Below are 13,215 nucleotides of genomic sequence, written 5' to 3'. Positions count from 1 at the left end.
GCCCCGACGTCACGCCGCCTGCAGGCTGCCCGCGCGCGCCGCCTCGATGAAGCCGGGAGCGGGTTCGTCGAAGCGGAAGCCGTAGCGGTCGCCGCTGCGCGAGGCGACCGTGCAGCGCGCCGTCGCACCGCCCGCGAGGGCAACCGTTCCGCTCTCGCCGTCTGCGAGATCCGCCGCCGAGCTCGCCGCGAAGCCGCCGGGCGCGACGTCGCGCAGATGAAGCGCGACGGTGCCGCCGCGATGCTTGAACCGCGCCGGGACATCGACCGGCATGCGCGCACCGGTCCGCCGATCGACATCGTTGACGGAGGTGCGGACCACGCGCGTGACGTCGCTGCCGAGCTGGGCGACCGACGCGGCCAGAGAGGCGATCGACGCACCGACGGCGGCCGCCTGCGCGCCGGCATCGACCGCTGTGACGGAGACCTCGCCGATCCGGTCCGTCACCTCGCGCGAGGCGGAGGCCGATTCCGCCACCGTGCGTGCGATCTGCTGCGTGGCGGCAAGCTGCTGCCCCACCGCGGCGCTGATCGTGGCCGCGACCTGGTCGACCTCCCGCACGCCGCCGATGATCGCGCGTACGGCGGCGATCGAGGCGTCCGTCTCGCGGCGGATCTCGGCGATGCGCTGGGCGATGTCGTCGGTCGCCTTCGCCGTCTGGTTGGCGAGGCTCTTCACTTCGCCGGCGACCACGGCGAACCCCTTGCCTGCCTCGCCCGCGCGTGCGGCCTCGATCGTGGCATTGAGCGCGAGAAGGTTGGTCTGCCCGGCGATCTCGCTGATCAGCCGCACGACCTCGCCGACATTCGTCACGGCCGAGGAGAGCGCGGCGACGGCCCTTTCCGTGCGCTCGGCATCGCCGGCGGCGCGCTGGGCCGTCGATGCGGTCTGCCGCACCCGCGTGGCGATCTCGTCGATGCTCGTAGTGAGCTCCTCCGCGGCCGTGGCGACCGTCTCCGCCGAGGCGAGGGAATGCCGGGCCGCGGCGGCGACGGCCTGCGCGCTCGTGCCCACCCGCTCCGTCGCGCCGGCGACGGATGCGGCATCGGCGCTGATCCGTGCTGCCGTGTCGCGGGTGTCCTCCAGCGTCCTGTGGGTCGCCTGCTCCACCTTGTCGGCCATGTCGCGCAGCGCGAGCCGGCAGGCCTCGACGGCCTCGACCCTGAGCCGCTCATGCTCGCCGCGGAGCCGCTCCGCCTCCGCGCCGGCGTCGCGCAGCGTGGCGACCGCATCGGCCATCTGGCCGAGTTCGTCCTGCCGGCCTGATGCGGGCACGGCCGTGCGCCAGGCTCCTGCGGCGATCTGCCGGGTCGCGGCGGCCAGTGCAGCGAGTGGGCCGAGGGCGCGCCGCTGGATGACGATGCCGGTGGCGAGCACGACGAGAAGCGAGAGGATGCCGAGGAGACCGAAGGTGCTTCCCCAGAATGCCGCGCTTGCCTTGGCCTCGCCGAAGGCCGCCTCGGCGGCGGCCACCTCGTGGGCCATCAACGCGTCGATGGCTTCCGTCAGCGGATCGAGCGTCTGGTAGAGGCGCTCGCGGACCAGCGCATCGAGGGAAGCGGCATCGCCCGAGGCGAGAGCGGCAAGCGCATCCCGCGCCAGGGCATCGGCGTCCGCGAACCCCTGCTGCACGCCGGCGACGAAGGGGCGACGGGCGGGCTCGACCGGCCGGGCGGTGTAGTCGCGCCAGGCCGTCGCGATCGAGGACTGGGCCTTGCGGATGGACGCTGCGCCTTCGGCCGCCTGCCAGGCCCCGAGGCGCACCTTGTGCGTGGCATCGACCACGAATACGGCATAGGCGTCCGAGATCGTCTTGAGGTGCCTGAGCGGCACCACCCGCTCCTCGTAAAGTGCATGCAGCCTCGCCGAGCTGCCCGCAGCCATGGCAAAGGAAAGAGCCGCGAAGGCAGCGATGAGGAGGGCCAGGGCGGCCTGCGCGGAGGTGATGGTCCGGCCGATCGTCATGCGCATCGGTGTCTCGTCTGTCCGGGGAAGCGGCGTGCCGGGCCTACCTCTGCCAGGGCCGGGTGAAGCTCTGCTTAATGAACGGCCGGCAACCCCCTGAGCGGCATGGCACGGAAATGGTGGAAACCCGTTTCGACCCCGTCCGGAACAGAACTGAAACATTGTCACGCGAAGGTGGTCCCAACCCAGAAGGAGAGACACCACCATGGCCATCACCGGCACGTTCAGCGCTTCGGCGGGGATCCTGACCCTGTTCGGAGACAGCGCTCTCAACCAGCTCGTCATCAGCCGCGACGCGGCCGGCAAGATCCTGGCCAATGGCGGGGCCATCCCGATCGTCGGCGGGACGCCGACGGTTGCGAATACGGCCCAGATCAACGTGTTCGGCCTCGGCGGCGACGACGTCCTGACGCTCGACGAGAGCAACGGCGCGCTGCCCAAGGCGCAGATGTTCGGCGGCACGGGCAATGACGCGATTACCGCGGGCTCGGGCAACGACCTGCTGTTCGGCGAGAGCGGCAACGACACGCTGCTTGGCAGGGGCGGTTTCGACCAGCTCTTCGGCGGCTCGGGCAACGACGTGCTGATCGGCGGCGACGCCGATGACCAGATGTTCGGCGGCGATGGCGATGACCGGATGATCTGGAATCCCGGCGACGACAGCGACCTGATGGAGGGCGGTGCCGGAAACGACACCGCCGAGGTCAATGGCGGCGGCGGGGCCGAGATATTCACCGTCACCGCCAATGGCGCGCGGGTTCGCTTCGACCGTCTCGATCCGGCTCCCTTCGCGCTCGATATCGGCACCACCGAGAACCTTCTCGTGAAGATGGGCGGGGGCGATGACAGGTTCTCCGCCACCGGAAACCTCGGTGCGCTGATCAAGATCACCGTCGATGGCGGCGCAGGCGACGACACGATCCTCGGCAGCAATGGTGCCGACGTGCTGATCGGTGGCGACGGCGACGATTTCATCGATGGCCAGCAGGGCAGCGACGTCGCCTTCCTCGGCGCCGGCGACGACGTGTTCCAGTGGGACCCGGGCGACGGGTCCGACACGGTCGAGGGTCAGGACGGGCTCGACACGATGCTGTTCAACGGCTCGGCGGGTTCGGAGGTCTTCCAGGCCTCGGCGAATGGCGGTCGCGTGACGTTCACGCGCAACCTCGGCAACATCGTGATGGATCTCGACGACGTCGAGACCATCACCCTCAATGCGCTGGGCGGCACCGATACGATCACCGTCAACGACCTCTCCGGCACCGACGTCACGGAAGTGGCGGTGAACTTCAGCGGTGCGATCGGTGGCACCGCGGGGGACGGGGCCGCGGATGTCGTGATCGCGAACGGCACCGGTGGCGCCGACGTCATCGACGTGTTCGGCGCCGGCAGCAGCGTGCTGGTGGCCGGCCTCTCCGCTCTCATCTCGATCAGCAATTCGGAAGGCGCGAACGACAGCCTCGTGATCAATGGCGGCGGCGGCGATGACGGCATCACCGCGACGACGCTTCCCGCTGGCGTGATCAAGCTCACGATCGACGGCGGCGCGGGCGACGACACGATCCTCGGCAGCCAGGGCGCCGACGTCATCCTCGGCGGCGACGGCGACGATTTCGTGTTCGGCGACAACGGCAACGACCTCGCCTTGCTCGGCGCCGGCGACGACGTGTTCCAGTGGGACCCGGGCGACGGCAACGACACGATCGAGGGGCAGGACGGCACCGACACGATGCTGTTCTTCGGCTCGAACGCGTCCGAGGCGATCAACATCGTCGCCAATGGCGGCCGCGCCCTCTTCCTGCGCGACATCGCCAACGTCACGATGGACCTGAACGACCTCGAGGTGATCCAGTTCCGCGCCCTCGGCGGAGCCGAGAACATCGTCGTTGGCGATCTCTCCGGCACGGACGTGACCGACATCGAGATCGACCTGCGCGGCCCGAACGGAGGCGGCGACGGTGCGGCCGATACCGTGACGGTGAACGGGACGAATGGGGCTGATGTCTTCGGCGTCGCGGGCGATGCCGGCGGCGTGCGCGTGTTCGGGCTTCAGGCGACGGTCGACATCTTCGAGTCGGAGGTCGCCAATGACCGCCTGGTGCTGAACGGCCTTGGCGGAGACGACGTGATCGACGCCACGAGCCTCGAGGCGGGCGCCATCAAGCTCACGATGAATGGCGGCCTCGGCAACGACGTTCTGCTCGGCAGCGAGGGGGATGACCTGATCAACGGCGGCGATGGCGACGACCTCGCCCTGATGGGCGCAGGCGACGACACCTTCGTTTGGAACCCCGGCGACGACAATGACACGGTCGAGGGCCAGGCCGGGTTCGACACGCTTCAGTTCAATGGCGCCAACGTCGCCGAAACCATCAACATCTTTGCCAATGGCGGACGCGCGATCTTCTTCCGTGACGTCGCCAATGTGACGATGGATCTCGATGACGTCGAGCAGATCGCCTTCAAGGCGCTCGGCGGTGCGGACACGGTGGTGGTCCACGATCTCTCCGGCACCGATGTCACGGAGATCCTCATCGACCTGTCCGCTGCAGCCGGTGGCGGTGACGGCCAGTTCGACCAGGTGATCCTGAACGGCACGAGCGGCGACGATGTGGTTCTCGTCGTCGGCGACGGCTCGGAGGTGACGGTGTTCGGCCTCGACTACCTGGTGAGGATCATCGGCTTCGACGCGGCGCTCGACCGGCTCGTTATCAACGCGCTGGCCGGCGACGACGTGGTCGAGGCTTCGGGTCTCGACGTCTCCGGCATGCTGCTGACGGCCGATGGCGGGGCCGACGATGACGTGCTGATCGGCGGCGACGGGGCCGACACTCTGCTCGGCGGCCCGGGCGACGACGTGCTGATCGGCGGGCTCGGCCTCGACATCCTCGATGGCGGGGCCGGCGACAACATCGTTATCCAGTAGCCTGGCAGAGGCGGCGGCGGGCGGGGTTCCGACCTCGCCCGCCTAGCTGCGCCGCTCGCGCGCGACCGCCGCCTCACGCCGGGTGATGTAGATCGCGCTGCCGACGACGAGGATCGCGCCGGCCCCCGTCCACCAGTCCGGATGCTCGTCGAACATCAGGGTTCCGGCGGCGGTCGCGAAGAGCAGCCTCGTGTACCCGAGTGGCGCGATGACGGTCGCGTCGGCCAGGCGGAAGGCGCTGATCCAGAGCTGCATGCCGGCAGGCCCCGTGATGCCCATCAGCAGAAGCCAGAGCGCCTGCCACGCCTCCGGCATCGCCAGCTGGGGCAGCGATGCGGGAAGCGAGCCGGCGAAGGTGACGATGCCGATATAGAGCATGATCGTGTCGGTGCGCTCGGTCGCCGAGAGGCGCTTCGTCGTGAGAACGATGCCGGCGCCGAACAGCGCCGAGGTGAGGCCGACGAGGATGGCGGGATCGAAGCCCGCACCGAACGGGCGGGCGACCACGACGACGCCGAGGAAGCCGATGATCGTCGCGGTCCAGCGGCGCCAGCGCACCACCTCGCCGAGCACCGGGCCGGCAAGCGCGGTGACGAACATGATCGAGGTGAAGGAGAGGACGGTCGCCGTCGCGAGGTCGAGATGCTGGAACGACCAGTAGTAGAGGCCCCAGCAGATCAGGCTGAAACTGCCCCGCGCGAAGTGCATCCAGGGGTGCGACGTCCGCAGCACGATCGTGCCGCGCCGCGCGAGCGAGGGAACCACCCAGAGAAGCTGCGCCGCACTGCGCACGAGCATGATGGTGGTCACCGGCACCGAGCCGGCGAGCAGCTTCACGAAGACGGTCTCGAGCGTGAAGAGCAGCGCCGCAGCAAGCGACAGCGAGACGGCGCGCAGCATCACCGAGGGGGCGGGGGAGGACATGAAGCGGTGCGCGCCGGGCGGGTGCCCGGCGCGCACACGGAACTCAGCGTGGGCGGATGAAGTAGGCGAGGGTGTCCTCGTCGGCACGCGGCGTCCAGGAAAGGTTGGCACGGCCTGCCCAGACGGTCGGCAGCGTCACGATCGGGATCTGCCCGCCATCGGCCACGGCCTTGTCCTGCGCCTCCTGGAACAGCGCCCGGCGCTTGGCGTCATCCAGCGTGCCCATCGCCTCGGCGATGATCTTGTCGATCGCCTCGTTGCAGTAGGAGCTGACGTTGAACGCCCCATAGCGCCCGCCCTCGCGCTTGCAGTGCACGAAGGAGGACAGCGCATAGCCCGCCTCGCCGGTGAGCGTGCCCCAGCCCGCCATGGTGATCGGATAGTCGCCCCGGGTGCGCGCGGGGAAGAACACCGTGCGCGGTTGCGCGTTCACCTGGACCTCGAGCCCGACGCGGGCAAAGAGCTGGCCGAGCGCCGTGCAGGTCGCCCCGTCTCCCGGAAGCCTGTCGGAGGAGCAGTAGAGCGGGAAGCGGAACCCGTTCGGGTAGCCTGCCTCGGCCAGCAGCGCCCGGGCGCGGGCGACGTCGTGCCGGAGCGGCGCGGGGTTCGGGTTCGCGCCGAACATATAGTTCGGCATCAGCTGGTTCGCGACCACGGCCGTGCCCTCGAACACCGACTGCGCGATGCCCTGGCGGTCGATCGCGAGAGACAGCGCCTCGCGCACCTTCGGGTCGCGGAACGGGTTGCGGGGCAGCGGAGTGCCCTGCTTGTCGGTGATCATGCGCATGGCGGGAAGCGACATGTCCTCGCGCATGTCGGGGTAGAGCATGAACGTGTAGATGCTCTCGCCCTGGAACACCGAGACGTTGCGCTCGCGCTTCAGCCGCGTGATGTCGCTCACCGGAACGTAGTTCACGAAGTCGACCCGGTTGGAGAGCAGGCCGGCCACGCGTGCGGCGTCGTTGCTGATCTCGACGAGCGTGACGCGGTTCCACGGCGCGTCGCCGCGCCAGTGCCCGGCCACCCGCTCCATCACGAGGTCGCCGCGCGGCGACCACGAGACGAACCTGAACGGCCCGGTGCCGATGGCGGCGCGGCCGGAGTTGAACTCCGGCGCCTTGCTGTCTCGCGCGATGCGCGAGGACACGATGAAGAGCCGCGTCATGTCCTGCGGCAGAGCGGCGTTCGGCACGTTGGTGCGGATGCGCACGGTCAGGTCGTCGACCACGTCCACCCCGGCGATCGAGCGCGTGTAGATGACGAGCCCGCCATCCGGGCCCGGAACGTTGGGAATGCGCTCGATCGAGAACTTCACGTCTGCCGCCGTCAGAGGCGAGCCGTCGTGGAACTTCACGTCGGGGCGGAGCTTGAACTCCCAGGTCGTGTCGTTGACCACGCTCCAGGAGAGGGCGAGGCCGGGCTGCACCTGCAGGTTCTCGTCGACCCAGACAAGCGGGTCGAAGATGTTCTTCAGTGCCGCTGCATGGTTGCCGAGCGCCATGTAGTGCGGGTCGATCGCCTCCGGCCCTGCGCGCACGCCGATGCGCAGGTCCTGGGCCGCGGCGGGGAGGGGAAGGAGCAGCGCGGATGCGACGGCAAGCGCCCCGAGCCTTGGCATGAAGCGTGGTCGTTTCATCTCTTTTCTCCCCCTTGCGTGAGCCTCGGGGCAGCGTAACGTCGCGCCGCCCGCAGCGGAAGGGACAGCGAAGGCGGGTGGAAGCGGGAAGGAAGCCGAGCGCGTGCGCATCGCCGAGATGAACTGGATGCAGGTGGAGGAGCGGCTCCGGTCTGACGACCGTGCCGTCCTGCCGATCGGGTCGACCGAGCAGCACGCCTATCTCTCCCTCGGCGTGGATGCGATCCTCGCCGAGCGGGTGGCGGTGGAAGCGGCCGGCCCGTCGGGCGTGCCGGTCTTCCCCGTCATGCCCTATGGGCTTGCGCCCTATTTCCTCGCCTATCCCGGCTCAGTCTCGCTCCGCGTCTCGACGCTTCTGGCCGTCGTCGGCGACATCCTCGACAGCCTCTCGGGCCAGGGGTTCCGGCGTGTGCTGATCGTCAACGGCCATGGCGGGAACAACCCCGTCGATGCCTTCGTGCGCGAATGGGCGGCGAACCGGCCCGGCCATCGGGTGCGCTTCCACAACTGGTGGAACGCGCCCCGCACCTGGGCTGCGGTGCAGGCGACCGATCCGGTCGGCAGCCACGGTTCGTGGATGGAGAACTTCCCCTGGACGCGGCTTGCCGGCGTCGCGATGCCCGAAGGCGCGAAGCCGCCGATCGACACCGCGGCGATCGCCGGGCGGCCTGCCGCGGAGATCCGCGCGCTTCTGGGCGACGGCAATTTCGCGGGCCGCTACCAGAGGGCGGATGAGGAGATGCTGGCGATCTGGCGCATCGCCGTCGAGGAGACGCGGGCGCTGATCGAGGGTGGCTGGTGAGGGGGGCGAGGATGCCAGGCGATCCGATCCTGATCTGGGGTGCAGGGGCGATCGGCGGAACGGTCGGCGCCTATCTCGTTCGGGCGGGGCACGACGTCACCTTCGTCGACATCGTCGAGGAGCATGTGCGCGCGATCGCCGATGCCTCGCACGGGCTCGCCATCACCGGGCCGGTCGAGGAGTTCTCCGTCTCCGCGCCGGCCTTCCTGCCCGGCGAGCTCGCCGGCACCTGGCGCAAGGTGTTCCTCTGCGTGAAGGCGCATCACACGGAGGAGGCAGCGAAAGCCCTCACGCCGCATCTCGCGGCGGATGGCTACGTGCTCAGCCTGCAGAACGGCCTCTGCGAGACGGTGATCGAGCGCGTCGTTGGCCGCGAGCGGACGATGGGTGCCTTCGTCAACTTCGGGGCCGACTGGATGGGGCCGGGAGAGATCCTCTACGGCAATCGCGGCGCGGTGGTGCTCGGCGAGCTCGACGGGCGCATCACCGGCAGGCTCGAGAGCCTGCACAGGCTGATGCTGGACTTCGACGACCGTGCCATCATGACCGACAACATCTGGGGCTATCTCTGGGGCAAGCTCGCCTATGGCGCGATGCTGTTCGCCCAGGCACTCGGGCAGGACAGCATCGCCGGCTCGCTGGCCAACCCCGCCCTGTTCCGCCTCTGGCGCGCGCTCGGCGGCGAGGTGATGGCGGTGGCGGAAGCGGAGGGCGTGAGGGCGGAGGGCTTCAACGGGTTCGATCCCGCCGCCTTCGGCCGCGGCGGAACGGAGGCGGCGGCGCAGGCCTCGGTCGATGCCATGGTCGCGCACAACCGCGCCAGCGCGAAAACCCACAGCGGCGTCTGGCGCGACCTCGCGGTGCGCAAGCGGCGCACGGAGGTGGATGTGCAGATCGGCCCGATCCCCGAAATCGCCGCGCGCCATGGGCTTGCCACGCCGCTCGTCGACCGTCTCGTCGCGATGATCCACGAGATCGAGGAGGGCAGGCGGCCGATGACGGATGCGAACCTGCTCGAGCTTGCCGGGGCGGTGCCGGCATGAACATCCGATTCGACGGGCGGGCCGTTGCCGTCACCGGCGCGGGCCACGGCATCGGCCGCGCCATCGCGCGCGCCTTCGCCGAGCGTGGGGCCCGCGTCTTCGCCTGTGACCTGAATGCCGATGCACTGCAAGTGACGGCGCGCACACCAGGCATCGAGACGGCGCTGCTAGACGTCACCGCTCGCCCCGACGTTCGCGCCTGGGTGGCAGGAATCGAGAAGGCAGCGGGCGGTGCGCTCGATGTGGTGGTGAACAATGCCGGTGGAGTCTGCGGCCAGCCCGGCCGCCCGATCGAGCAGATCGGCGATGAGGACTGGGACGCGATCGTGCGCGTGAACCTGACAGCCGCCTTCGCCGTCACGCAGGCCGCTGCGCCGGCGATGAAGGCGCGGGAGTGCGGGCGCGTCGTCAACATCTCCTCCGGCGCGGGGCTTGGCGTGTCGAAGACCGGCATCCAGGCCTACGCCAGCGCCAAGGCCGGCCAGATCGGGCTCACGCGCCAGCTCGCGCATGAGCTCGGGCCGTTCGGCATCACCGTCAACAGCGTCGCTCCCGGCTTCGTGCTGTCGAACCCGGCAACGATGCGGCAGTGGGATGCGTATGGCGAGGCGGGCCAGCGCGCGCTGCTCGCTGGCGTCGCCGCCCGCAGGCTCGGCACGCCCGAGGACATGGCCCATGCCGTGCTGTTCCTCGCGAGCGATTACGCCGGCTACATCAACGGACAGACGATCAGCGTGGACGGAGGGAAGTGATGGACGCGCGCACGACGGACAGCCCCGAGGCCTGGTTGCGCGCCAACCGCGAGCGGTTGTGGGAGGAGTACAAGGAGCTCGTCCGCATCCCCTCCGTCAGCGCCAAGCCAGACCATGCGGGCGAGGTGCGCCGCGCGGCCGACTGGGTGGCCGAGCGCTGCCGCAAGGCGGGCCTCGACAAGGTGCAGATGCTCGACGCCGGCGGCCACCCGACCGTCTATGGCGAGTGGATGGGCGCGCCGGACGCGCCGACCATTCTCGTCTACGCGCATTTCGACGTGCAGCCGGCCGAGCCGCTCGAGCTCTGGACTAGCCCTGCCTTCGAGCCGACGCTGCGCGACGGCCGCCTCTACGCCCGCGGCTCGTCCGATGACAAGGCGACGCTGTTCATCTCGCTTGCCGCGATCGAGGCCTGGATCACCACCTCCGGCAGGCTGCCCTGCAATGTGAAGGTGTTCTACGAGGGCGAGGAGGAGATCGGCTCACCGACGCTCGCCGGCATCCTCGACCGCCACGGCGACCTTCTCTCGGCCGATCTCTGCCTCTCCGCCGATGGCGGCATGATGTTCCCGGACAGGCCGGATGTGTCGGTCGGCAATCGCGGCATCTGCAAGCTCGAGTTTACCCTGCGCACCGCGGCGAAGGACCTGCACAGCGGCAGCTTCGGCGGCGCGATCCTGAACCCCCTGTCGGCGATGGCGAAGCTCATCGCCACGCTGCACGGCGACGATGACCGCGTTGCCGTGAAGAACTTCTACGACGGCGTACGCGAGACCACCGCGCAGGACCGTGCCGAGCTCGCCTCCGTTCCGTTCGACGAGGCAGCCTGGCTTTCCGGCGTCGGCGCGAGCGTGGTGTGGGGTGAGCGGCAGCGCACCGTCCTCGAGAAGCTCTGGCTTCGCCCGACGCTCGAGGTGAACGGCATGTGGGGTGGCTACCAGGGCGAGGGCTCGAAGACCGTCCTGCCCTGCGAGGCGCACGCGAAGATCACCTGCCGCCTCGTTCCGGGGCAGGACCCGCGCAAGGTACAGGAGGCGGTGGCGGCGCATCTGCAGGCGCACTGCCCGGAGGGCGCGACGATTTCCGTGCGGCTCGGCGGTGGCGGTGCCGCTGCCTACGAGATCGCGCCGGACCATCCCGCCCTTGCGACGATCGAGGGCGTGCTCGAGGACGTCTATGGCATGCCCTGCTTCCGCACCCGCATCGGCGGCACGCTGCCGCTCTGCGCCGTGTTCAAGGAGCGGCTGGGCCTCGACACCGTGCCGATGTCGTTCTCGACAGGCGATGAGGATTTCCACGCGCCGAACGAGTTCTTCCGCGAGGCGAGCTTCGACCGGGGGCTGACCGCCTGGGCGCGGGTGTACCCGGCGCTGGCGACGCTGCCTCGGCGCTGAGCCTATTCGGCCGCCTGCGTCGCGGGCCCTGACAGCTGCGTCGCGACGAGGTTCGCGAACACCCCGCCTCTCGACACGAGCTCGTCGAAGCGGCCTCGCTCCGCGATCCGCCCCTCCGAGAAGACGAGGATCATGTCGGCCTCGCGCACGGTGGAGAGCCGATGCGCGATCACGAAGGTGGTGCGGCCGGCCATCAGCGCGCGCAGCGCCTCCTGGACCTTCGCCTCCGTCGCGGCATCGAGCGCGCTCGTCGCCTCGTCGAGGATGAGGATCGGCGGGTTCTTGATCAGCGCCCGGGCAATCGCGAGGCGCTGGCGCTGCCCGCCCGAGAGCGAGGCGCCGCGTTCGCCCACCATCGTGTCGTAGCCCTGCGGCTGCTTCATGATGAAGTCATGCGCCTGGGCGAGCCGGCACGCCTCCTCGATCTCGGCCTCCGTCGCGTCGGCGCGCCCGATGCGCAGGTTCTCGCGGATGGAGCGGTTGAACAGCAGGCTTTCCTGGAACACGACCCCGATATGCGCCCGCAACGATTCGAGGCTCACGGCGCGGAGATCGGTCCCGTCGATCGTGATCCGCCCCGATTGCGGGTCCCACAGACGCTGCAGAAGCGACATCGTCGTCGACTTGCCCGCTCCCGTCTGGCCGACGAGCGCGACGGTTTGACCCGGCGCGACGGCGAAGGAGACGTCGCTGAGGATCGGCGGCCCGCCCGGATAGGCGAAGGTGACGCTCTCGAACGCGACCTCGCCAAGCGGCCGCGCCATCGCCGGAAGGCCCGGCGGGTCGGCCACGTTGGACTTCGTGTCGATCACCTCGAAGTAGAGTGCGACGCCCGGCGCCTGCATGAACATGGTCGAGACGAAGCCCATCGCCTGCTCGAGCCGGCCGATCAGCAGCGTGGCGAAGCCCATGAAGGTGACGATCTCGCCGACGCTCGCCTGGCCGCGAAGGTGCAGCGCTGTGCCGAGGACGAAGATGGCGATGACCGTCATCGTCGAGGCCGCGCGGGTGAGCACGGTGAGAAGCGCCCACCAGGTGAGCACGGGGTTCTGCGCCGCGAGAAGCCGCCGCACCGTGTCCTGGAACAGCCGCGCCTCTGCCGAGAGGCGCACGAAGCTCTGCACCACCATGACGTTGGAGAGCGCATCGCCCGCGGTGGCGGCGAGTGCGGCGTGGTGGCTCTCGACGGTGCGCTGCGCCTGCTGGGTGCGGGTGATCACGACGGCCGCGGCGACGGCGAAGAGGATCGCGAGTGCGATCAGCAGGATGGCGAGCCGCCAGTTCAGCAAGAGCGTCAGCGGCAGCAGGACGAGCGCGATCAGGAAGGTCGAGAGGTGGTCGCGGAAGAAGCCGAGCCATACCCAGAACAGGTTGTCCGCGCCAGACAGCATGATCTTGAGCAGCCGGCCCGAATGCGTATGGCCGTGGAAGGAGAGCGGCAGGCTCAGCACGTGCTGGAAGAACCGCTCCATCGCCGCGAGGCGGTTGCGGTGGGCGAGCTTGTCGGCCTCGAGCGAGACGAGGATGCTCGCGACGATGCCGCCCAGGCCCACGGCGGCCCAGAGGGCGAGCAGAGTGAGTGTGCCGGTCCACACCTCCGAAGGCGGGCGCCCCGCGCTGGAGGCCAACATGTCGACGACCCGACCGAAAAGAAGGGGCTCGGCGAAGGTGAGGAACGCGAGCAGGACATTGGCGAGGGCGAGCGCCGTCGCGAGCCGCTTCTCGGGGCGGAGCTCGGCCAGGACTCGGAGGTAGAGGCGGGTGAAACCCATC

At 69.6% G+C, this 13,215-nt stretch carries 9 protein-coding genes; 5 read left to right on the top strand and 4 right to left on the bottom strand.

Features of this window, described 5'->3' with window-relative positions:
- Positions 1-9: 9 nt before the first annotated feature.
- On the bottom strand, positions 10-1,971 hold the full coding sequence (locus FIF60_RS08805; RefSeq protein WP_158639126.1) for a methyl-accepting chemotaxis protein: 1,962 nt from the start codon (positions 1,969-1,971) through the stop codon (positions 10-12).
- A gap of 199 nt (positions 1,972-2,170) precedes the next feature.
- On the opposite strand from FIF60_RS08805, the gene FIF60_RS08800 reads away from it, so the two are divergent.
- On the top strand, positions 2,171-4,891 hold the full coding sequence (locus FIF60_RS08800) for a beta strand repeat-containing protein (protein WP_144185700.1): 2,721 nt from the start codon (positions 2,171-2,173) through the stop codon (positions 4,889-4,891).
- Positions 4,892-4,933: 42 nt separating this feature from the next.
- Here FIF60_RS08800 and FIF60_RS08795 read toward each other — a convergent pair whose 3' ends face one another.
- Both FIF60_RS08795 and FIF60_RS08790 read right to left on the bottom strand, forming a co-directional pair.
- Positions 4,934-5,815: a DMT family transporter gene (locus FIF60_RS08795; RefSeq protein WP_204251142.1), complete on the bottom strand. Its 882-nt coding sequence runs from the start codon at positions 5,813-5,815 to the stop codon at positions 4,934-4,936.
- A 43-nt stretch (positions 5,816-5,858) separates the two neighbouring features.
- Positions 5,859-7,451 carry an ABC transporter substrate-binding protein gene (locus tag FIF60_RS08790; RefSeq protein WP_144185699.1) on the bottom strand — a complete coding sequence of 531 codons (1,593 nt, stop codon included), beginning with the start codon at positions 7,449-7,451 and terminating at the stop codon, positions 5,859-5,861.
- Between the two features lie 103 nt (positions 7,452-7,554).
- Here FIF60_RS08790 and FIF60_RS08785 point away from each other — a divergent pair, with 103 nt between their 5' ends.
- From FIF60_RS08785 to FIF60_RS08770, 4 genes are read left to right on the top strand one after another with little or no spacing between them, the layout of a single operon-like run.
- Positions 7,555-8,253: a creatininase family protein gene (locus tag FIF60_RS08785; RefSeq protein WP_144185698.1), complete on the top strand. Its 699-nt coding sequence runs from the start codon at positions 7,555-7,557 to the stop codon at positions 8,251-8,253.
- A gap of 11 nt (positions 8,254-8,264) precedes the next feature.
- Positions 8,265-9,296 (top strand): ketopantoate reductase family protein, encoded by a 1,032-nt coding sequence (locus FIF60_RS08780; protein WP_144185697.1) that lies wholly within the window; start codon positions 8,265-8,267, stop codon positions 9,294-9,296.
- Entirely contained in the window at positions 9,293-10,048 is a 756-nt protein-coding gene (locus FIF60_RS08775; RefSeq protein ID WP_144185696.1) for an SDR family NAD(P)-dependent oxidoreductase, read from the top strand. The genes FIF60_RS08780 and FIF60_RS08775 overlap by 4 nt, the downstream gene beginning before the upstream one ends.
- Positions 10,048-11,442 carry a dipeptidase gene (locus tag FIF60_RS08770; protein ID WP_144185695.1) on the top strand — a complete coding sequence of 465 codons (1,395 nt, stop codon included), beginning with the start codon at positions 10,048-10,050 and terminating at the stop codon, positions 11,440-11,442. Before FIF60_RS08775 ends, FIF60_RS08770 begins: the two co-directional genes overlap by 1 nt.
- A gap of 2 nt (positions 11,443-11,444) precedes the next feature.
- Here the strand turns inward: FIF60_RS08770 and FIF60_RS08765 are convergent, their stop codons facing one another.
- On the bottom strand, positions 11,445-13,214 hold the full coding sequence (locus FIF60_RS08765) for a glucan ABC transporter ATP-binding protein/ permease (RefSeq protein ID WP_144185694.1): 1,770 nt from the start codon (positions 13,212-13,214) through the stop codon (positions 11,445-11,447).
- Position 13,215: the final 1 nt, after the last annotated feature.

It is taken from the genome of Elioraea rosea (genome assembly GCF_007644105.1).
Taxonomy (GTDB): Bacteria; Pseudomonadota; Alphaproteobacteria; order Acetobacterales; family Acetobacteraceae; genus Elioraea_A; species Elioraea_A rosea.
Note: the sequence above shows the minus strand (reverse complement) of the source record. Positions and strands in the feature narration are given on the sequence as shown.

Coding starts and splice junctions, on each gene's coding strand:
- FIF60_RS08805 (WP_158639126.1), bottom strand. CDS start 1,971: ATGCGCATGACGATCGGCCGGACCATCACCTCCGCGCAGGCCGCCCTG.
- FIF60_RS08800 (WP_144185700.1), top strand. CDS start 2,171: ATGGCCATCACCGGCACGTTCAGCGCTTCGGCGGGGATCCTGACCCTG.
- FIF60_RS08795 (WP_204251142.1), bottom strand. CDS start 5,815: ATGTCCTCCCCCGCCCCCTCGGTGATGCTGCGCGCCGTCTCGCTGTCG.
- FIF60_RS08790 (WP_144185699.1), bottom strand. CDS start 7,451: ATGAAACGACCACGCTTCATGCCAAGGCTCGGGGCGCTTGCCGTCGCA.
- FIF60_RS08780 (WP_144185697.1), top strand. CDS start 8,265: ATGCCAGGCGATCCGATCCTGATCTGGGGTGCAGGGGCGATCGGCGGA.
- FIF60_RS08775 (WP_144185696.1), top strand. CDS start 9,293: ATGAACATCCGATTCGACGGGCGGGCCGTTGCCGTCACCGGCGCGGGC.
- FIF60_RS08770 (WP_144185695.1), top strand. CDS start 10,048: ATGGACGCGCGCACGACGGACAGCCCCGAGGCCTGGTTGCGCGCCAAC.
- FIF60_RS08765 (WP_144185694.1), bottom strand. CDS start 13,214: ATGGGTTTCACCCGCCTCTACCTCCGAGTCCTGGCCGAGCTCCGCCCC.